Here is an 18,928-nt window from a genome sequence, read left to right on the forward strand (position 1 = left end):
AGCTATGTTATATACAATTGATGCCTATTCGGATATAGGAATTAGAAAAAAAGTAAATCAAGATTCACTGATTATTAAGCAGGCGCGGACCAGTAACATGGGCCGTGTCTGCTTTGCTTGTTTATGTGATGGAATGGGAGGCTTGTCCCAGGGCGAAATCGCCAGTGCATCCTTCGTAAACAGAATGGGAAAGTGGTTTGAAAATGATTTTCCTCATCTGATTATGTCACAGGATACAACCGAGGATTTATCACAGCAGTCAACCACAGGAAATAGTCAGCAAGGGGATTACTGGAGGCAAATAGAAGTTCAATGGGGACTTATTGCTAGACAGATGAATCAAGGCTTGAAGCAGTATGGTGCGGACAATGGTATACGTCTTGGCACCACAGCCGTGGCTATGATTTTGATTGGAAATGAATATCTGGTTATGAGTGTTGGAGATTCCAGAGCCTACCAGTTCAACAAGCGACACATCAAGCAGATTACTCACGATCAAAGCTATGTGCAGCAGCAAATGGATTTGGGAAGAATGACTCCAGAGGAAGCTGCAGCAAGCTCCCAAAAGAGTGTGTTACTCCAATGTATTGGAGCTTCGGAAAATGTGTTCCCGGATTTCTTCAGGGGCACCTTTGAAAAGAAGAACTATTTCCTCTTGTGTTCAGATGGCTTGTGGAGGTTATTGAAGCCAGAGGAAATCATATCTATTGCACCACAGAAGGACGGAGTGAAGAAGCTTACAGAGCTAGCGTTGAAACGAGGAGAAACTGACAATATTTCAGGTTTAGTGATTGGAGCGAAATAAATGTTAGAAATCGGGTCTGTTATTGATGGCAAATACAAGATATTAAACAAAATAGGCCAAGGTGGAATGAGCATTGTTTATTTGGCTATGAATGAGAGAGCCAATAAGCAGTGGGCTATAAAGGAAATCCGCAAGGATGCCATGGCAAATTCGGACATCACTATGCAAAGTCTCAGGAACGAGATAGAGATGCTTAAGAATCTTTCTCATCCTAATTTGCCTAGTATTGTAGATATTATTGATTACAATGATGCCCTTTTGATTGTCATGGATTATGTTGAGGGAAATACCCTGAGCAAGGCTGTTAATGAGCTTGGTGCTCAGCCACAGGAATATGTTATCGAATGGGCAAAGCAGCTTTGTAATGTGCTGGGATATTTACATTCCCAGAATCCACCTATTATCTACAGAGATTTGAAGCCTGGAAATATCATGCTGAAGCCTGATGGCACAATCGTGCTTATCGATTTTGGTACAGCCAGACAGTACAAGGCGGAAAACACTGAGGATACCACCTGTCTTGGAACCAGAGGCTACGCTGCACCAGAGCAGTTTGGTGGTCAGGGGCAGACGGATGCTAGAACAGATATCTATTGTCTGGGCACCACCATGTATCATTTGGTGACAGGCAAAAATCCAAGTGAGCCACCATACGAAATTTATCCAATCAGATATTGGAATGGAGCTCTGTCACAGGGCTTCGAACAAATTATTTTAAAGTGTACACAGCTTGATCCAGCTAAAAGATATCAGAATTGTGCCCAGGTTTTATACGACTTGGAGCACTATTTCGAGCTGGACAATTCATATAGAAATAAAGAAAAGGCAAAGATGGTCACCTTTAGCATCACACTGTTTCTTGCAATAGTTTGTGGCTTGGGAGCTTTTCTTGCCCACAATCATTCTACAACCTTCCAAGCTGAAAGCTATGAGGAAATGATAGAACGAAGTGGAACCTACGAGACCATTGAGGATATGAAGAAGGCCTATAAGGATGCGGTTTCTGTGGATCCTGCAAAGGCTGATGCTTATATTGCCCTGCTGGACAAGATATATCTGGCAGATGACGTGTTCTCGGAAGATGAGGCTATGGAGCTTAGAGAACTTTTGATTCAGACAAAGGGCAAATCCACCTATGAGGAGCTTTTGACCAAGAACAAAGAGGGATATAGTCTCTTTGCCTATAGACTTGGACTTGCATATTTCTACAGCTATGAAGGTGAGGGAAACAAACAGCAGTCTGCTTACTGGCTCAACAAAGCAGCAGAGGGTGATTTGGGCGAAAACAGAAATGCCAGAGCAAAGCGTCTCGGCGCCATTGCATCCTACTATGTGAATCTTGGGTCTATCGACAAAACAGGAGATAGCCAGATTGACTATGCCCAGTACTGGAGTGACCTAGTGGCAGTATGTAAGGGTGATATTGCAAAGGAAGACAATGCCAACACAGCCCTTGTTATCTACAAGGAAATGGCATCCCAGATATACAGCAACCTACAAAACTTTGCCAAGGCAGGGGTGTCTTATTCCGATATGGAGCTTCAGCTTATTAACATCGAGCAGCATGTGCGTGATGACATAAACGGAACAGATGCAGAGGAAAATGACCGTGTGAAGGAACTTGAGGAAGAGCTTAACAACAACATTGAAAAAGCTCGTCAGGCTATTATGGTTGCGGAGTAAGAATCCAAATAGCAAAGGGTTCAGGTTGTAATACAAGGAAGAAAGATTATGTTTAATTCAAATGCAACAACTATAAATGAACAAATGTCGTTCTATTCAACACTTGCAATCATTTTGATGGTGATAGCAATAGTGCTTTTTGTGGCAGCTATCGTAATGTGGTTTGTATTTAAAATTCCACATTCCTTTAGAGTGCTTACAGGTGCTGGTGTGGACAAAGAAATTCGCCAGCTGTCATCTGCCACAAAAACAGGTACAGGCTATGTGGATAGCAGCAAGAAAAAAGCTGTGATTTCTTGGAATACCTCCACAAATCTCAATGTGAACATGCAGGAGGATGAGACAGAGCTGCTTATGGATGACAGCACCTTGGTGCTTGGCGCAGCAGGTGGCTCCCAGTTTGACCCAGAAGCCACAATGGTATTGGGAGCAGAGAATGACTCAGAAGCTACGATGGTATTAGGTGCAGAGTCTGATCCAGATGCAACTATGGTTCTAGATAACTTGGATTATGATCCAGACGCAACAATGGTTCTGGATGAAACCTTGTATGGTTCAGGAAACAGCAGCCAGCCACCAGCTGGTTTTGAAATAGAGGATGAAATAATAATTACAGGAAATAGCATTAAGAGGAATTAATTATGTTTAAGAGAGTTTACGCAGTTTTTTTGGCAATGACCCTTACATTAGGTATTGGATTTAATTTCAATACCTTTGTTTCTGTTGCAGCAGAGGATAAGCAGCCGGAAGAAGCTGTTACAGAAGTTGAAGCAGAGCAGGAAGCTGTAGATGAGGCTGATATTGAAGAAGTCCCAGACAGCTCTGGTGATACAGATGTTATAGATGCAGCAAAAAATGGAGTAGTTCAGATTAATTGCGTATATAAGGATAGTGAAGGAAAGAGTCATATTTTCAAGGGCGCAGCAGGAATCCTTATTGGAAATTCTGAGAAGGAGGAGTATGTTATCACCACTCTTCAGAGAATGAATCCTGAGGCTGAGGAAAAGAACGCTTTTCTTGCAGCAGTTGGCGTAGGTGCTGACGAGAGAGAAAGAGCACAGCTTGAATATGAGGTTGTAATAGAAAACGACATTACTGCAGCTGCATCTATGGTTAGCAGCAGTGCAGATTTGGATATGGCAGTGTTTAAGCTTTCACAGGTGCTTTATAACAGAACACCTATGAAGTTTATCTATTCTGAAAATGAAGATAAAAACGCCTATAACGTGGTGGATACTGCCTATGCACTGGGATTCCCTAGCCCAATTGATTACCAGTCAGAGGTGTCATATTACTCCAATGACAGAGTAAACAAAGCTACCGGTCAGCTTAGCAATGTGATAACAGAGGGTGATATACAATTTCTTGAGCACAAGGCTGAGATTGGCGAAAACAATGTGGGAGGACCACTTATCACAGCCGATGGTGAAGTGATTGGAATGAATGCCCTTCGTACAGATGGAAATTATTACTATGCAGTTAGTTCCAACACTATAGTGAAGGTTCTTAACGGAATGGGAATAGCCTTTGATGGTGTTACCTTCGAGGAAAAGGAGGCTGCAGCAAAGGCAGAAGAGGAAGAGAAGAACAAAGCAAAGGAAGAAAAAAAGGATAAGGTGATAGAGGTTCACACTGAGACTCCTAAGTGGGTAATTCCTGTCATTATCGCATTTGCGGTATTGCTTGTTGCTGCTATCACAGCTGTGATTATCCTTCTTGTAAAAACTCTTAAAGCAAAGGAAGCAAACGGAGGCAACGACGGCCTGGGCACTCAGACTCAGACCAACGTATCTTATCAGTTCCAGCCAACAATTCCTGCCGGTATGTCGGGAGAGCTGGGCTCAGATACCACAGTTCTTGGAGCAGCCAGTGCACCAGTGAATCCTATGATGGGAATGAATATGGCAGCTCCTTCAGGTCAGCTGAACGGAGGAAGTCTGCTTCGCCAGAAGAATAACGAGACTATTCCAATTATGAAGAACACCTTCTGCTTAGGAAAGGATGATTTGCACTGCGATTATTGTATCAGGGATAACAATACCATCAGCCGACAGCATGCCATCATTACAGTGAATGCCAATGGTGCGTCCATTGCAGATAATCACTCAAAGAACGGCACCTTCCTTAATGGCGTGATGCTGGTGGCAGGCCAGCCTCAGGAGCTTAGAGATGGTGATGAGATTAGGTTGTCGAATGAGGTATTCGTATATACGAAGTAGAATAGTTTACTGAACAGAAATAGGAGGAAAGAAATGGAAAACAAGAAATGGTTACCACTTGGAAGTGTAGTTATCCTTGATGGTGGTATTCAAAAGTTAATGATTGTTTCAAGAGGAATGGTGATTCCTATTAGAGGCAAAGAGTATATGTTTGAGTATGGTGGATGCGTGTATCCTCAGGGACTTGTTAGTGATAGAGTTTTTTACTTCAATGAAGAGGATATTCAGGAGGTTGTCTTCAAAGGCTTTGCTGATGTGGATGACGAAAGAATGGAAAAGAATTTAAACAAGTGGATAGCTGAAAAAAATATTGAAAGAGGAAAAGTTAAGCTGTTGAAAGGTAAGGAACAGTAATGGGTTTAATTGATGATTTACAGGCTTCTATTGATGCGTATAACAATAAGATAGAAGACAATAGAGAAAAGATAAGACGTCTTAAGGTTACTAAAACAGATTTAGCAGATGCGAAAGAAACTATTGAGACTTATAAAGACAACTGGGCGAAGGTGGCTGAGAACTTTAGCTTAGACACTACCTGGCAAGGCTCAAAGAAGACATATGAGATATATAGAGCTAGTGATGCAATTGCAACGGATTACACAACTTATATTACAAATATAGATTCGGCATTGGATGCTGTTATTGAGAAAATAACAACTTTAGAAAATGAGATTATTGAATGGCAGGGAGCTATAGGTTGGCTTGCTGCCAGAATTAATTCTTTGCTCAGCGAAATAGAGCAGGCACTTAATTAAGAGGATATAGATTATGAGCACTAAATTTAAACTTTATAGTGAAGAATTCACTCAGCTTCTCAGCACTTATGAAGCTGATGTTGCAAGTATAAATCATCAGAAAGAAGAAATTACCACGGCGGACACAAAGAACATTATGCTTGAAAAATACGTGGATATGTTTGGTACAATTCTTGATTCTGTTAATTCCTACAAACAGCTTATTGCTGCAAATACAAGCAGCGTTGAAAAAGTAGTTTCAGAATTAAAAGATATGGATGATGATTTACAAAATAATTTTTAAGGATATTGTTTTATGCAAGGAAAAGATTATAATGTCAGCTTTATAGACAATCTATCGGTTTATACCTTGGCTTGTCAGAGAATAGCTGAAATTCAAAATATATTGGCTACGGTGCAAAGCGACGTTACAGCCATTATTGATACAAATACTTTTACAGGTGTAGCTGCAGATAATATAAAAGCTTATGCAAAAGAAATTCATTTGCCGCTTATTAGTTCTGTTTCTTTAATGTTATCTGAATATCAGGCAAAGCTTATGCTTTATTATTCAGAGTATTTTGGAATAGATAGTGACTATGCGGCAAAGTTTTGCGCTGAAACCATGGATACATATCGTGGTAAGGCTTTGAAATATGATTCTGCTAATGCATTGGTCAAACAGGATATTGCTGATTCAATAAGCAAGGTTTCAGATATTATTCTGCTTGCAAATCCAAGCCTTGGAACCCTTAGCATGGATTTACAAGGCATGGCAAGCATGATTGATAATATTGATACCTGGATTTGTGATTATGAACAGGAGCATTCCACAGACTTGGATTCTCTGACAGAGTTCATCTCAAATCTTGAGGTGTTTATCACTTATTATCGAGATAATGTAAACCCAAATCAATATCATAGTGGTGATTGTCTTAATAATACTTATGCACAGACTCTTAGAGAGTCTATGATTTTTAGTCAAGAGTATCTTCAAAACAATCAGGATAGGCTTAACGCGGCCAGTGAAAATATCAATGCCATAGCTGAAAGAATGCAAGCAGACTATGATGCTGCAGTACAAGCTCGAATTGATGAAGGTCGAGCAAAGCTTATCATGGGAATAGGTGTGGCTATCATCGGAGGTATAGCTATAGTTGCCAGTGCAGGTGCTGCTACACCAGCTGTAGCTGGTGCATTAATGCTCACTGGTACATGCACAATGGGCTATGGTATAGCAAATGCAGAGGAAGGTGCGCAGGATATCTATTATGGTATGCATGGAGATTTATCTTCCTATGCATTCAATCCAATTCGTGATACTATATTTATGGGCAACCAAGAGCTCTATGATCTTTGGGGCAATGCAAATATGCTAGCTGCCAATGTGTTGACCATGGGCTCCACAGCATACTTAAGTGCAGCATCAAAAGGCCTTCAGGGAATGGAAATTGGCAAATCTGTTGCGGTTTCAGTATCCAAGGAACTTATGCTTAACAAGATGGGAGATGTGGCCACTGACATGACTGTAAATCTCATCGACCAGCATGTGGGCATCAACCAGACAGAGCGTGCTATTCTTAGTATAGGAATTGGCGCCTTGACAGACCCAGGTACATATGAAGCTGCAGGAAAGATTGGTGGCAAGCTTAACAAGGGGCATAATGCTGCGATAAAGATTGATGGAGATGGAGTACATGATTTAAGTGGAGAAAGTGTTAAGAATGAATCATTTGTTAGTCCAGAAAAAATAACTAGTAAACAACTTATTCAACAACGAACCGAAGGATTGGATTTGGAACCACATCGGTGTTCGAATAAACAACTTAGTTCGTCTAAGATGAAAGAGATTAAACAAAAAATTGATAATAGGACTGCTACAAGAGAAGAGTATAATTCTTATAATTGGAATAAGAAGATAAGACAGCGTAGAAGTGAAGGGGTAAAAGAATTTTGGAATCAGGAACGTGAAAGAATACTTAATAATGAACCAACTACTAGGGATTGGAATTCTGAGCAAAAGGATGCGATTATAAATGGTAAAACACCGCAATATGATGGTAAACCAATAAGCGGTCATCATACTTACAGTGTTTCAGAGTATCCTCATTTGGCAAATAGGGGAGAGGTCATTTTCCCAGCTACTCAAAATGAACACTTGAATGGCTGGCATGGTGGTAATTATCGAAATAGCTTGCCAGGGGAACCTATTGTGGATATATCAGATTTTTGATTTAAAAGGAGTTTTTTATGGATATGATTGGAATTAAGGTTAAAACAAAAGACCAAATTACATCATGTATTAAAGTGTTAAGAAGTTACACGGAATTATCAATGGGAGAAATAAAGCAACTTATTTCTAGTGATGATTATGTGTATGAATGTCGTTTTGTGGATGGGAAGGGAATAAAGAAGATTATTTCTATTTGTAACGATTTGAATGCTGTTAATGTTGAGACTGAAATATTTGAACATGGTCGAACTACTAATATAGAATTTCTTATGAATTTAGTTAATACTTATAGTGAAATTGAGGCAGATGTTGATAGAATAATTGATGAGGAAATAGATAATTAATTCTGAAAAGATACATAAATAGGAGACTGCAAGGTGGCGCAAGCTACTTTGCAGTTTTTTCATATATATTCAGTATAATGGCGGTAGCATAGATAGTGGCTGTAATGCCTTGGGAGGATTGATTTTTGGATAAGAGTAATTATGTTTGTTCATGTCAGGCTCAGGATTTATTTTGTGATTTAGAGTTGTATATAGATAGTTGTTCTTTGGAAATACGTTTACTGTTGTTCAAACATATAGTAATAAAAAAGTGGAAAATTCCTAAAAATGAGTTAATTCTTTCATGGGTAAGCACGATTGAACATTCTCCTAACTATCAAGGAAGTAGGTCATTTATAGGGTTTATGTTGTTAGATGGCTCTGTAATAGTATTACCAATGCTTGATTTGATATGGTGGGGATTTCCAGAGTATGTAAGAGAATATATTAAGGTTATAAAAGTATATAGAGCTATTATAGAAGAGGTTATTTCTATAGGAGCTATAGGCATGAGTGGAACAAAAGAATACGGGATAGATATTCCAGGAAGATACTATGGACTATCATTTAGTTTATCAGATGCAAAAAAATATAAAAAATGGCTTAGTCAAATCTACAACGAAACAAAACAACCAGGCGATAATCCAGAAGATGTATACACACGAATGAAAGAGAATAATATACAAGGTAAGCTACTAGATAAACTTCAAAATGATGGATTTATATACAATCGCAAATACACGTGGGATAAAGTTTATAAGAGGGAAAACGAATGAAATTTACATATGAACATTTTGAATTAAATAATGTATTAAGCTTCAAAGCAGATTTGGCGCAACAGGACAAAGTTGAGTTAATTAGTGATAAGTTGCTAGAGGATGGTTTGTACACCACGTGTCCAAAAGTATTTAAGGTTACAGAGGATACACAACATTTCGATGTTTTGCTTCCAATGAATCGTGAAATAGAAAATGTACCAGACGGACTGGATTATTATCCATCTTTTTGTTGTGATAAATGTATTTATACAAGATATCTAGACTTTGATACAGATTATAATTCTATGTGGAATGAATTAAAAGCTTTTGCAGAAAAGGAAGGACAGATTGTTAAAGACATTTATCTGGTTCAGATTCCAATTCCTGGCGGAATTGTCACTGATGTATATGCGGAGGTTTAGTCTGAAATATGAATACAAAGTATATTTATAAACATGATAAGATGGCATATCGTCATGTGTATAGTAAGTCGTATCTCTGTAGGTATGATATGTTTGGTGATGCCATGGAAGACTTCACTAGAACCATGAGCATAATTGGTGCTGTTCAAAATGGAAATATGTTTTATTCCATTGAAGAGGTGACTTTCGAAGGTGTTGCTCTTATACAGATTTTTATGCCAGCAAAAGAATATGTAGATTATGATGATGAAGATACAACCTATAGCTCATATTTTTATTTGGATGAAATGCTTTCCAAGATTATAGAAAAGCCTGAACAAGCAGAGGCCAGTTGGGCAGCAATAACAATGTATCAAGAATCAAAAGGGGAACATAAGAAATCATCCTTTTATCATGAGATACACACTAGGAAGAATAATAAGCCGTATGTTTTACTGAAGACTAAGTGATTCTGGAGGGGATGTAAGATGGAATTAATGAATGAAAACAGAAAAATGGAAATGTTAAACAGCTTTTTAGTTTCTGGAGAGAGTTTTCAAGCAACAATGTGGGGAACAATTATGGCTGATGCAAAGGCTATAATGGGAATTGCTGCAGGAATGAATGCTCTCGGCATACCTGGCGGTGGAGCTGTTGGTGCCTTAGCTAATCAGTATTGTTATGTTGGGGTGTCTGAAAATTACCTTTCATTTTGCTGTATTTCAAATATAGACCCAAGTGTTATGACAGGAGGGTTTGTGCTTGCGTTTGCAGATATCATAGAAGCTAAAGTCAAAAAAGGATTGTTCGGTAGACGAGTAATATCCATAAAGACCAACGAAGGCAAAATGAATTTGTCATTTGTAGGGAATACTATTGGTTCTAGGCTAAGCAAGGTAAAGCAAGTTGCCGGAATAGAATATCTGGTGGATAGAATGATGAAATTATAATGCAGTTTTTTCATATATATTCAGTATAATGACGCTAGCGTAGATAGTATATGTAATGCCTTGGGAGGATTGATTTTGGATAAGAGTAAAAAAACAGGACCCGGCTTGGTCCTGTTAGTTGGTATTTTAGATGAATGGAGCCATGTATAATGGTAAAGTCACCAGTCCATTGTCACTCACACCTACATTGCCATCAATAAATTTATATGCGAACGTAATATCATCATATTTTTTTAATACTGAATTAATTGAATTTGCGTTTGCTTTTCCACCCTTAACTTCTATAGGAATAACTTTTCCATCTTTTTGGATAATTACATCTAGTTCCTTTTTTGTAGTTTCATTTTTGTAAAAGTAGAGGTTATATCCTTTTTTGTGCAATGCGTCTGCTATAGCACATTCATATATTCCACCTTTGGTATTACCTTCTAGTGTATTTTCCACTATGTGTTGCTTAAGCGAAAAATCCTTCATTGCAACTAGTAACGATAAATCGGTAGTGTACGCTCTAAAGAAATCATTTCGAGCATAGTCATCCAAATCATATCTAATATCTGTTACAATCCTGCTTAAATGCACCATATCAGCTCTAAGCAACCAGTCTATACTATTATAATATTTTTGAGCCCTGGCGCCCTTTTCAATTTCTTTATATTGAAATTTATGATTTTCTTTATCGAGTAGTTGTTTACCTAGAGTGAGATAACACTTTTCTGCTTTTACTTTTTCTTCTGCAGTTGCATAATGGGCGATATCATATAGATATCCTTGAAGAAGACTCCTTTGTATATTGTCAACTTCTCTATAATCCTTTGTATCCAAATATTTTTGAACAGCTTCAGGCATACCGCCAGTAGCTATATATTGCCTATAATAGCTAAACATCTGATCATTAATTGCGGTAGGAACAGGCTGTTTTTTGTCAATACATGTCTTTAGAGAGTCAATCATCTCCTCAGTAATACCTAATCCCCAGAGGAATTCTTCGAAATCTAAACCATACATTTTCTGATAATCAACATAGCCTACTGGATATGAGGATGCACGTTTATAATCAATTCCAAGTAGCGAACCTGATACTATAACATCGTATCTGTTATCTAATGCCCAGAACTTCAATGCTGTAATGGCTTCTTCGCATTCCTGAATCTCGTCAAAGAATATTAACGTTTTACTAGGAATAATCTTTTTATCTGGAAAACGAAATCGAAGTGCCATAACCATGTTATCAACGGTTAAATCTCCTTCAAATATTGTCTTTGCGGAAGGCATTTCTTTAAAATTTATTTCAACTACCTCTTCATAATTATCTTCTGCAAATCTTTCGATAATATATGTTTTTCCAGTCTGTCTAGCACCTTGTACAACAAGACATTTTTTTTCCTTGTGATCCACCCAGTATTTTAGCTGGTCTGTTGCTTTTCTTCTCAGCATAAATGCACCTCTCATCAACATTTTGGAATGATGTAATTGCTATAACATCAACATTTTAGAACTCTAAAATGTACCTCTCATCAACATTTTGGTATATTATAACATTTATTATTCTAAAAATCCACTAATAGACTAACTCCCAATATATAACCATAAGACAAAAATAGACATCCATCAGATGTGATAGATGTCTACAGTAAAAAACAGGACCCGGCTGGGTCCTGTTAGTATTTATATTATTTTACTTTTACATTTGTAAATGTAGCAGTTGTGCCGTTTGCCTTTTCGCCGTTGAAGCCGAAGGAAACAGAAGCGCCCTTATCTACATTTCCGTTGTATGACTCGTTCTGGATTACATAGTGCTTACCCTTGTGAGAAACGATCTTTGCATTCCAGATAGCTGTGATGTTTACATCGCTATCGAACTCGATCTTCCAGCTTGTCATAGCTTTTCCAGTGTTGTTAGTAAATGTGTTGTTAGCTGAGAAACCTGTTCCCCAATCAGAAGCAACATCAAATGTTACAGCATTACCTGTAGTCTTACCTGTCTCAGGCTTAGTCTCAGGCTTTGTTTCAGGCTTTGTTTCAGGCTTAGTCTCAGGCTTAGTCTCAGGCTTTGTTTCAGGCTTAGTCTCTGGTTTTGTCTCAGGCTTTGTTGAAGGCTGGCTGCTTGAGTTGCTAGTGTTGTTTGTAAGCTCGCTGCTCTTGCAAGTCTTTACAAGCCACTTACCAGCTTCACTAAGATCTGACTCTGTCCAGTTGCTTGTCTTTGAGCAAGAAGAGTTAAGTGCTGAAGCTGACTCGCCCTTGTTACATAAGCTCCACATTGCGAAACTGATGTTGTTCTCCTTGAAGAGCTTCATCCAATCGTTTGCATTGTTGAAGTCGTATCCGCCGTTACCTGAAGCATCGCAAACACCAAACTCTGTACAGATGATAGGTGTACCTGCGTTAACTGCTGCACGTACGTTGTTCTTAATTCCATCGTAGTGAGTTGCAGCGTAGAAGTGAACTGTGTACATGATGTTCTGGAAACCATCGTTCTTAAGTGGCTTATCTGCAACCTGATCTACTCTCTGTGACCAGTCGTTTGTACCACAGATGATGATGTTGTTTGCACCAGTCTTTCTGATTACACCAGCGATAGTCTTGCTGTATGTGTATAAATCCTTACCGCTGCCATCATACCAGTTTGTGCTTGTTGGCTCGTTGGCAATCTCAAAGATTACGTTGTCTACATTCTTATACTTGTTTGCGTAAGTTGTAAAGAATGACTTTGCTGCATTGATATCTTCGTTTGGATTGTAGTTTAATACATGCCAATCGATGATTACATACATGCCAAGTTCCTGTGCTGCCTTAACAGCTTCCTGGATCTTCTGATCCATTAAGTTTTTGTTTCCTTGTGTATATCCATTTTCACGAGCATATACAGCAAGTCTAACTGTGTCGATACCCCAATCATCTCTTAAGCTCTTGAAGGCATCCTTGTTTACATACTGTGGAAACCACTGTACGCCGTGTGTACTAATACCATGTAACTGAACAGGCTTACCATTCTTATCAACGATTGTTGGAGCCTTGAAGCTGCTTGTCTGCTTTACAGAAAGCTTTCCGTGCTGTGCGAATGGTGTCTGTGTACTCCCCTTAGTTGTTGCTTGTGTAGTAGTGTTTGCAGCATTTACCACTGGCATAGATAATGGCTGTCCAACGGCAAGTACTGTAGCTAATGCTAACGAAGCAATGATACTAATTCTTCTTTTCATTTTTTCTGCCCTTTCTTGTTGTATTACGGTATTATTTCGTTTATTAATTACCGCCCGTAGAATATACCATATTATTGTCGTTATGTAAATGAAAAGTTACAAATTCGTAATAAGCGGTTCATATATCCTTGATTTTCTGAAGAAATAATTAAAATCTATATTATTTTTCGGCAATTAATCATCCTCTCTATAGTGGTAGCAAGCACAAATCTCCTTTGTTTTTTCACAGAACTATAAAAACTTATTTGTAATATAGGGGTAGATTGTGGAGAAGTGCGAGGTGGGATATGGACAATAGTTTGATTATTAGATTTAGAAATGTGAAAAAGAACGAGGAATTTGATATAGAAGTTCCGGTGGACATAACAGCTAACGAGCTGATTTATGGTTTGAAGAAGAGCTTTAATCTAGACATAAATATGGATGATTCCAAGCAGTGCTATCTTCGGGCTGAAAATCCTATTGCCCTTATAAAGGGAGAGGCTCAGTTGGAGCAGCTGGGGCTTAGGGATGGTTCTGTTGTTTTTTATGAGCGGTAATGATAAGTGATTTCAACTAGAAACTGTCAGGGACAAATGACTGAAGGGGTGTCTATGAAATATAAGATTACATTATTCAACAGTAGAGTTTACAAAGAGGTCACTGTAGAGGATTCGTTTGAGGGCTTGATGATTGGTACTAGTCGCAATTGTCAGGTCCAATTTATTTCTGAGGACTTTGGCAGAGACTTTATTATTCGCCTGAAGAACAATCAGGGGTCAGTGATAGTGTCTGCTGATTCGGGAATATATTTTTCTGCAAATGGAAATGAGGCGGCATCCTTTGAAATCAGAGTGGGTGGAGCTTTACTTGCTATGGATGAAAACACCAGGCAGGAGCTTATCAATCTTCAATTTGATGCTGATTTTTCTACAGTGCAGGACAACTACAACTATGTAATCAACATCCAAGGGCAGAATACAATTTCCATTGGCGGAGCAGGTAATTCCACCATCCGCTTCTTTGACAGGGAGTTGAAGGATGGTGCTGTGACTCTGATTAGGGCTAATGGTGGGTTCCAGATCGACGATAGCAAGCTTGCCTATGGCACCACTATCAACGGTAGCCTTCACAAGGATAGAAATGAGCTTTTCAAACCAAAGGATTTCTTGGGAATCTATGGTCATTCCTTTTATCTCGATGGGGAGCTGCTGTACACCTCTGACACCTTGGGGGTGGCAACAAATCTTCCAAGTCAGTTGATAGAGGCCAAGAATATTCATTTCCAATATCCTAAGTACACCAGAAGTGTTCGTCAGCACTACAAGGTTCCTCAGGATTCTATTGAGGTGCTCCCTCCAAAGTCAAAGACCAATGACGAGCACAAGAATCTGTTTATGATATTGCTGCCAACAGTCATGATGCTTTGTGTCATGGTAGTACTTCGTGGCCTGATGATGGGCAGCAACATTGGTTATGTGATTATGTTTGCAGCATCAGGTGTAATCAGTGGTGTGCTGGCTGTCATTAACTATTTCCAAGATAAAAAGAAGCGCGCAGAAAAGGAAGAAAAACGAATCGCTTACTACAACAATTATATTCAGGGCAAAGAGAATGAAATCATTGAGTCCCGTGCGGACGAGAAAACCATTCAGCTTCGTATGAATCGTTCTGTTGAAGACACTATGAATTCCATTCAGCATTTCGATGGAAATCTTTTCTCTCATACAAAGGATGAAGAGGATTTCTTGGATGTGTGGATTGGAACAGGCCTAGTGAAATCTGCGGTTCAGGTGTGCTTCAAACCACAGGAATACATCGATATTGATGATGCCATGATGGATATCCCTGAGCAGATTCACGACAAGTATCAGTATATCGATGGTATGCCGGTGGTGCTTCAGCTTAGAGACGCCAATGCTGTGGGCTTTGTGGCAGACAGAACAAAGCTTTATCAGCTTATGAAAAATATGATTGTCACCATTGCCGGCGAGTATTTTTACAAGGAAGTGAAGATGTTCTTAATCCTTGGTGAGAATGATGTGCCAGATTTTTCGTGGGCTCGATGGTTTAAGAACATGTCTTCCGACAATGGCGGTATGAGATATTTTATGTACGATGATGAAAGTGCAAAACAGGCCCTTGAGTTTTTGTACAACGAGCTTTCTGCCCGTGAGCAGCTGAAGGCTGACGTAATAAAAGAGCTACCAACTTTTGTTGTTTTTGTTTATCGCTCAGAAAAGATTGGCAAACATCCTGTTATGGATTATGTGGAAAAGGCAGCAAGTCTTGGTTTTGTTTTCCTGTTTTGGGAGGAGCAGCCAGAGCTCTTGAATATGTTCTGTTCAAAGCTGGTTTTCTTAGAGAGCAACACTTACAAGGGATACATTCAGGATGCGGAGGATGGCAAGCAGATTCAGCCATTCGTCTATCCTCATACAAGTAGGGCAGAGGTTCAGGAGCTGGCCCTTAGATTGGGCTGCGTCTATATTGATGAGATGAGCCTGGAGGAAACTCTCACCAAGAATATTACTCTGTATGAGTTGCTTGGAATTATGAATGCCTATGATCTTGATTTAAGTCAGCGCTGGGGTAATTCGAAAATCTACAAGAGCATGGCAGCGCCACTAGGTGTGCGAAGCACCGGTGAAACTGTGTATCTTGATATTCACGAGAAGTATATGGGACCTCATGGTCTTGTGGCTGGTACCACTGGTTCAGGTAAATCAGAAATCATCCAATCCTACATCCTTTCAATGGCTACCTTGTTCCATCCTTACGAGGTGGGCTTTGTAATCATCGATTTCAAGGGTGGTGGTATGGCAAACCAGTTTGAAAATCTGCCACATTTGACAGGCACCATCACAAATATTGACGGCAAACAAATTGATCGTTCACTTCGCTCTATCAAGGCGGAGCTTTTGAGACGCCAAGCTTTATTCTCAGAGGCAAAGGTAAACAAGATTGACGATTATATTAGCCTTTACAAGCAGGGCGAAGTTGAGACACCTCTTCCACATTTGATTTTGGTAGTAGATGAGTTTGCAGAGCTTAAAAGCGAGCAGCCAGAGTTTATGAAGGAGTTGATTTCAGCAGCTCGTATCGGACGAAGCCTTGGTGTGCATTTGATTCTTGCCACCCAGAAGCCAGCAGGCGTTGTAAACGACCAGATCTGGTCCAACTCAAAGTTCAAGCTTTGTCTGAAGGTGCAGGATAAATCAGATAGTAACGAGGTTATCAAATCTCCTCTTGCAGCAGAAATCAGAGAGCCTGGACGAGCTTATCTTCAGGTAGGAAATAACGAGATTTTCGAGCTGTTCCAGTCGGCATATTCAGGTGCGCCAGCTGTGGTTAGTAGCACAGAAAATAAACGTAAATACGAAATAGACGGTGTGGATTTAGCTGGACGCAGAACAGTTTTGTACAAGCAAAAGGGTGAGAAGGTAAAGGGCGACCAGAATCAGCTGGAGGCGATTGTAGAGCGCATCAGCGAGTACTGTGATGAGCAGCATATTGAAAAGCTTCAGGCTATATGCTTGCCACCTCTTGCAGAGGTTATTGCCTTCCCTTCAAAGGAAGAACTTCAATTCGTAGATACGGATATCGTGGCAGAGATTGGTGTATATGATGATCCAGATAGTCAGTATCAGGGAATGCACACAATTAACCTGACCCGCGAGAATGTGATGTTGATTGGCTCGGCACAATCCGGCAAAACAAATCTGCTTCAGACCATCATCAGAAGTGTTGCCACAAAGTATTCTCCTGCACAGGTCAACATTTATGCAATCGATTTTGCATCTATGGTGCTGAAGAATTTTGAAGGTCTGAATCATGTGGGTGGTGTTGTAACCTCCTCTGATGATGAAAAACTAAAGAATCTTTTCAAGCTCCTTTATTCAGAGATTGAAGCCAGAAAGAAGAAGCTCCTTTCAGTGGGAGTTAGCTCCTTTGCGGCTTATTTAGAGGCAGGCAAGACAGACCTTCCTCAAATCCTTCTGTTGGTTGACAACCTGACAGCACTTCGTGAAATGTATTTCACTGAAAACGACGAGCTTCTGGGTATCTGCCGTGAGGGTTTGACTGTGGGTATCACTGTGATTATCGCCAACACTCAGACTGCCGGCATGGGCTACAAATACCTGAGCAATTTCTCTTGTCGCATGGCAATGTTCTGCAACGATTCAAATGAGTACAGCACTCTGTTTGAGCATTGCCGAGAGAGAATAGAGGACATCCACGGAAGATGTCTGGTGGAAATCAACAAGAACCATATGGATTGCCAGACATATCTGGCCTTCGAGGGTGTGAAGGAAATTGAAAGAGTCCAGGCCATAAGAGAATTTGTAGCTGAGCAAAACGCTGCATATCCTGACATGCAGGCTCGCCAGATTCCTGTCATCCCATCACTTTTGAAGGCAGAAACTGTGGTGAAGTCTTACGTCGGCTTTGCAAAGAAGAAATTCGAGCTTGTTGTGGGCTTGAACTATGCCACTGTGGAGCCTTATGTGGTGGATGTAGGTAGCATGGGTGCTATCGCCGTCTGTGGACGAGCAGGTTCCGGCAGACATAATTTCATAAACTATACTGTAAATATGCTTGCTCGAATGTATCCGGATATGACTGAGGTTCACATCATCGATGGTATCGACAAGGGACTTGCACACCTGAAGGATAAGCCAAATGTTATGACCTATGGCATGACTAACGAAGTTGCAGTAGAATTGATTGCAAAGGCTGAGCAGGTTCTTGGCGCTAGATATGATGCGCTTACAGCTGGCGAGGATACTGTTTTAGCTCAGGCGAAACTATTGCTTTTGGTATTTAACTCTGCAGATGCTATTACTGCAATTTCAACAAATGCTACCGCCTTAGCTTCCTTCAAAAATATAATTGGAAAGTATAAGAACATGAAGGTGGGAATCATAATTGGTGGAATTGAAAATGAACCAATCCCATACAACGCACCTGAAATCCTCAAGAAGCTGAAGGAACAAAAGCACTTTATGTTCTTCGACAATTTGGGCGCAATGAAAGCAGCAGAAATCCCACTTGTAGCAGCCAAGGCCTTTAAGAAGCAGATTGAGTTGGGAGATGGATACTACCTGAAGGACAATCTTATCGTGAAGCTGAAGACACCGCTGTGGGATGAGTGAGGAAAGGAGAAGAAAATATTATGGAATTAGATTCAAGAATAAAAGATGCATTGACAAAAATAGATTTTGTTAAGCGTTATGAGGAGTTGTCTAACGAGTACGATTCAGAAAGGACACCATTATCAGAGCGATTAATATATCTTGATGGAGAAGAAGTGATGGATTCTATTGCCGCACTAGGATACAAGCCTTTGTTTGATTCGAAGGAAAAGTTTTTTAAGATTCAAGAAGAGGAAGTTGAAGATTATTCCTTTGGTTTTCACATTATTTTGAGGGATGGAAAAGCTGATTTAGTATGGGTTGTAAGAAAAGATGATGAATTACTTTTAGGGGCGCCATGGAGTACATATTCAAGACGTTTAATTAGTTTAGATTATAGGATAAAACAGCCAATATATGGTGATTATGATGATTTAGATGAAATCCTAAAAACAGCCTTTGAAATGTATGAGGATTTTAAAAAGGCTGTTTTGGCGGAATAAACAAG

General features: G+C 39.7%; 18 protein-coding genes. 16 read left to right on the forward strand and 2 right to left on the reverse strand.

The window, feature by feature from the left end; translation table 11 throughout:
• Nucleotides 1–4 precede the first annotated feature (4 nt).
• The 13 genes from BLR54_RS09700 (at nt 5) to BLR54_RS09760 (ending at nt 10,106) form a co-directional block, all read left to right on the forward strand.
• A complete protein-coding gene (locus tag BLR54_RS09700) occupies nt 5–805 on the forward strand; it encodes a PP2C family protein-serine/threonine phosphatase (protein WP_090420266.1) in 801 nt (266 codons plus the stop codon).
• The gene (locus tag BLR54_RS09705; protein WP_090420270.1) at nt 806–2,488 is read left to right on the forward strand and encodes a serine/threonine protein kinase; all 1,683 of its coding nucleotides are present in this window, start codon (nt 806–808) and stop codon (nt 2,486–2,488) included.
• Between the two features lie 48 nt (nt 2,489–2,536).
• Entirely contained in the window at nt 2,537–3,127 is a 591-nt protein-coding gene (locus BLR54_RS09710) for a hypothetical protein (protein WP_090420273.1), read from the forward strand.
• A 2-nt stretch (nt 3,128–3,129) separates the two neighbouring features.
• On the forward strand, nt 3,130–4,707 hold the full coding sequence (locus BLR54_RS09715; protein ID WP_090420276.1) for an FHA domain-containing protein: 1,578 nt from the start codon (nt 3,130–3,132) through the stop codon (nt 4,705–4,707).
• 33 nt (nt 4,708–4,740) lie between these two features.
• Entirely contained in the window at nt 4,741–5,061 is a 321-nt protein-coding gene (locus tag BLR54_RS09720) for a DUF4176 domain-containing protein (protein ID WP_090420278.1), read from the forward strand.
• Nucleotides 5,061–5,462: a YwqH-like family protein gene (locus BLR54_RS09725; protein WP_090420281.1), complete on the forward strand. Its 402-nt coding sequence runs from the start codon at nt 5,061–5,063 to the stop codon at nt 5,460–5,462. The genes BLR54_RS09720 and BLR54_RS09725 overlap by 1 nt, the downstream gene beginning before the upstream one ends.
• Nucleotides 5,463–5,475: 13 nt before the next feature.
• On the forward strand, nt 5,476–5,745 hold the full coding sequence (locus BLR54_RS09730; RefSeq protein ID WP_090420284.1) for a hypothetical protein: 270 nt from the start codon (nt 5,476–5,478) through the stop codon (nt 5,743–5,745).
• A gap of 12 nt (nt 5,746–5,757) precedes the next feature.
• Nucleotides 5,758–7,674 (forward strand): T7SS effector LXG polymorphic toxin, encoded by a 1,917-nt coding sequence (locus BLR54_RS09735; protein WP_090420287.1) that lies wholly within the window; start codon nt 5,758–5,760, stop codon nt 7,672–7,674.
• 17 nt (nt 7,675–7,691) lie between these two features.
• Nucleotides 7,692–8,018, forward strand: a complete 327-nt coding sequence (locus BLR54_RS09740; RefSeq protein WP_090420289.1) for a hypothetical protein — start codon at nt 7,692–7,694, stop codon at nt 8,016–8,018.
• 125 nt (nt 8,019–8,143) lie between these two features.
• On the forward strand, nt 8,144–8,773 hold the full coding sequence (locus BLR54_RS09745; protein WP_090420291.1) for a hypothetical protein: 630 nt from the start codon (nt 8,144–8,146) through the stop codon (nt 8,771–8,773).
• Nucleotides 8,770–9,177, forward strand: coding sequence for a hypothetical protein (locus BLR54_RS09750; RefSeq protein ID WP_090420294.1), 408 nt, complete (start codon nt 8,770–8,772; stop codon nt 9,175–9,177). The genes BLR54_RS09745 and BLR54_RS09750 overlap by 4 nt, the downstream gene beginning before the upstream one ends.
• Before the next feature lie 8 nt (nt 9,178–9,185).
• The gene (locus tag BLR54_RS09755; protein WP_090420299.1) at nt 9,186–9,626 is read left to right on the forward strand and encodes a DUF5085 family protein; all 441 of its coding nucleotides are present in this window, start codon (nt 9,186–9,188) and stop codon (nt 9,624–9,626) included.
• 18 nt (nt 9,627–9,644) lie between these two features.
• Nucleotides 9,645–10,106: a hypothetical protein gene (locus BLR54_RS09760; RefSeq protein ID WP_090420300.1), complete on the forward strand. Its 462-nt coding sequence runs from the start codon at nt 9,645–9,647 to the stop codon at nt 10,104–10,106.
• Nucleotides 10,107–10,232: 126 nt separating this feature from the next.
• Here the strand turns inward: BLR54_RS09760 and BLR54_RS09765 are convergent, their stop codons facing one another.
• Nucleotides 10,233–11,540: an ATP-binding protein gene (locus BLR54_RS09765; RefSeq protein WP_090420303.1), complete on the reverse strand. Its 1,308-nt coding sequence runs from the start codon at nt 11,538–11,540 to the stop codon at nt 10,233–10,235.
• 236 nt (nt 11,541–11,776) lie between these two features.
• On the reverse strand, nt 11,777–13,306 hold the full coding sequence (locus tag BLR54_RS09770) for a cellulase family glycosylhydrolase (RefSeq protein WP_090420306.1): 1,530 nt from the start codon (nt 13,304–13,306) through the stop codon (nt 11,777–11,779).
• A 287-nt stretch (nt 13,307–13,593) separates the two neighbouring features.
• Here BLR54_RS09770 and BLR54_RS09775 point away from each other — a divergent pair, with 287 nt between their 5' ends.
• From BLR54_RS09775 to BLR54_RS09785, 3 genes are read left to right on the forward strand one after another with little or no spacing between them, the layout of a single operon-like run.
• Nucleotides 13,594–13,845, forward strand: a complete 252-nt coding sequence (locus BLR54_RS09775; protein ID WP_090420309.1) for an EsaB/YukD family protein — start codon at nt 13,594–13,596, stop codon at nt 13,843–13,845.
• 54 nt (nt 13,846–13,899) lie between these two features.
• Nucleotides 13,900–18,441, forward strand: coding sequence for a type VII secretion protein EssC (gene essC / locus BLR54_RS09780; RefSeq protein WP_242871234.1), 4,542 nt, complete (start codon nt 13,900–13,902; stop codon nt 18,439–18,441).
• Between the two features lie 20 nt (nt 18,442–18,461).
• Nucleotides 18,462–18,923 carry a hypothetical protein gene (locus BLR54_RS09785; protein ID WP_090420312.1) on the forward strand — a complete coding sequence of 154 codons (462 nt, stop codon included), beginning with the start codon at nt 18,462–18,464 and terminating at the stop codon, nt 18,921–18,923.
• Nucleotides 18,924–18,928: the final 5 nt, after the last annotated feature.

The sequence above is a fragment of the Pseudobutyrivibrio sp. YE44 genome, assembly GCF_900104335.1.
GTDB lineage: Bacteria > Bacillota > Clostridia > Lachnospirales > Lachnospiraceae > Pseudobutyrivibrio.

Coding starts and splice junctions, on each gene's coding strand:
- BLR54_RS09715 (WP_090420276.1), top strand. CDS start 3,130: ATGTTTAAGAGAGTTTACGCAGTTTTTTTGGCAATGACCCTTACATTA.
- BLR54_RS09735 (WP_090420287.1), top strand. CDS start 5,758: ATGCAAGGAAAAGATTATAATGTCAGCTTTATAGACAATCTATCGGTT.
- BLR54_RS09750 (WP_090420294.1), top strand. CDS start 8,770: ATGAAATTTACATATGAACATTTTGAATTAAATAATGTATTAAGCTTC.
- BLR54_RS09775 (WP_090420309.1), top strand. CDS start 13,594: ATGGACAATAGTTTGATTATTAGATTTAGAAATGTGAAAAAGAACGAG.
- BLR54_RS09710 (WP_090420273.1), top strand. CDS start 2,537: ATGTTTAATTCAAATGCAACAACTATAAATGAACAAATGTCGTTCTAT.
- BLR54_RS09740 (WP_090420289.1), top strand. CDS start 7,692: ATGGATATGATTGGAATTAAGGTTAAAACAAAAGACCAAATTACATCA.
- BLR54_RS09730 (WP_090420284.1), top strand. CDS start 5,476: ATGAGCACTAAATTTAAACTTTATAGTGAAGAATTCACTCAGCTTCTC.
- BLR54_RS09725 (WP_090420281.1), top strand. CDS start 5,061: ATGGGTTTAATTGATGATTTACAGGCTTCTATTGATGCGTATAACAAT.
- BLR54_RS09720 (WP_090420278.1), top strand. CDS start 4,741: ATGGAAAACAAGAAATGGTTACCACTTGGAAGTGTAGTTATCCTTGAT.
- BLR54_RS09765 (WP_090420303.1), bottom strand. CDS start 11,540: ATGCTGAGAAGAAAAGCAACAGACCAGCTAAAATACTGGGTGGATCAC.
- BLR54_RS09755 (WP_090420299.1), top strand. CDS start 9,186: ATGAATACAAAGTATATTTATAAACATGATAAGATGGCATATCGTCAT.
- BLR54_RS09760 (WP_090420300.1), top strand. CDS start 9,645: ATGGAATTAATGAATGAAAACAGAAAAATGGAAATGTTAAACAGCTTT.
- BLR54_RS09785 (WP_090420312.1), top strand. CDS start 18,462: ATGGAATTAGATTCAAGAATAAAAGATGCATTGACAAAAATAGATTTT.
- BLR54_RS09705 (WP_090420270.1), top strand. CDS start 806: ATGTTAGAAATCGGGTCTGTTATTGATGGCAAATACAAGATATTAAAC.
- BLR54_RS09770 (WP_090420306.1), bottom strand. CDS start 13,306: ATGAAAAGAAGAATTAGTATCATTGCTTCGTTAGCATTAGCTACAGTA.
- essC (WP_242871234.1), top strand. CDS start 13,900: ATGAAATATAAGATTACATTATTCAACAGTAGAGTTTACAAAGAGGTC.
- BLR54_RS09700 (WP_090420266.1), top strand. CDS start 5: ATGTTATATACAATTGATGCCTATTCGGATATAGGAATTAGAAAAAAA.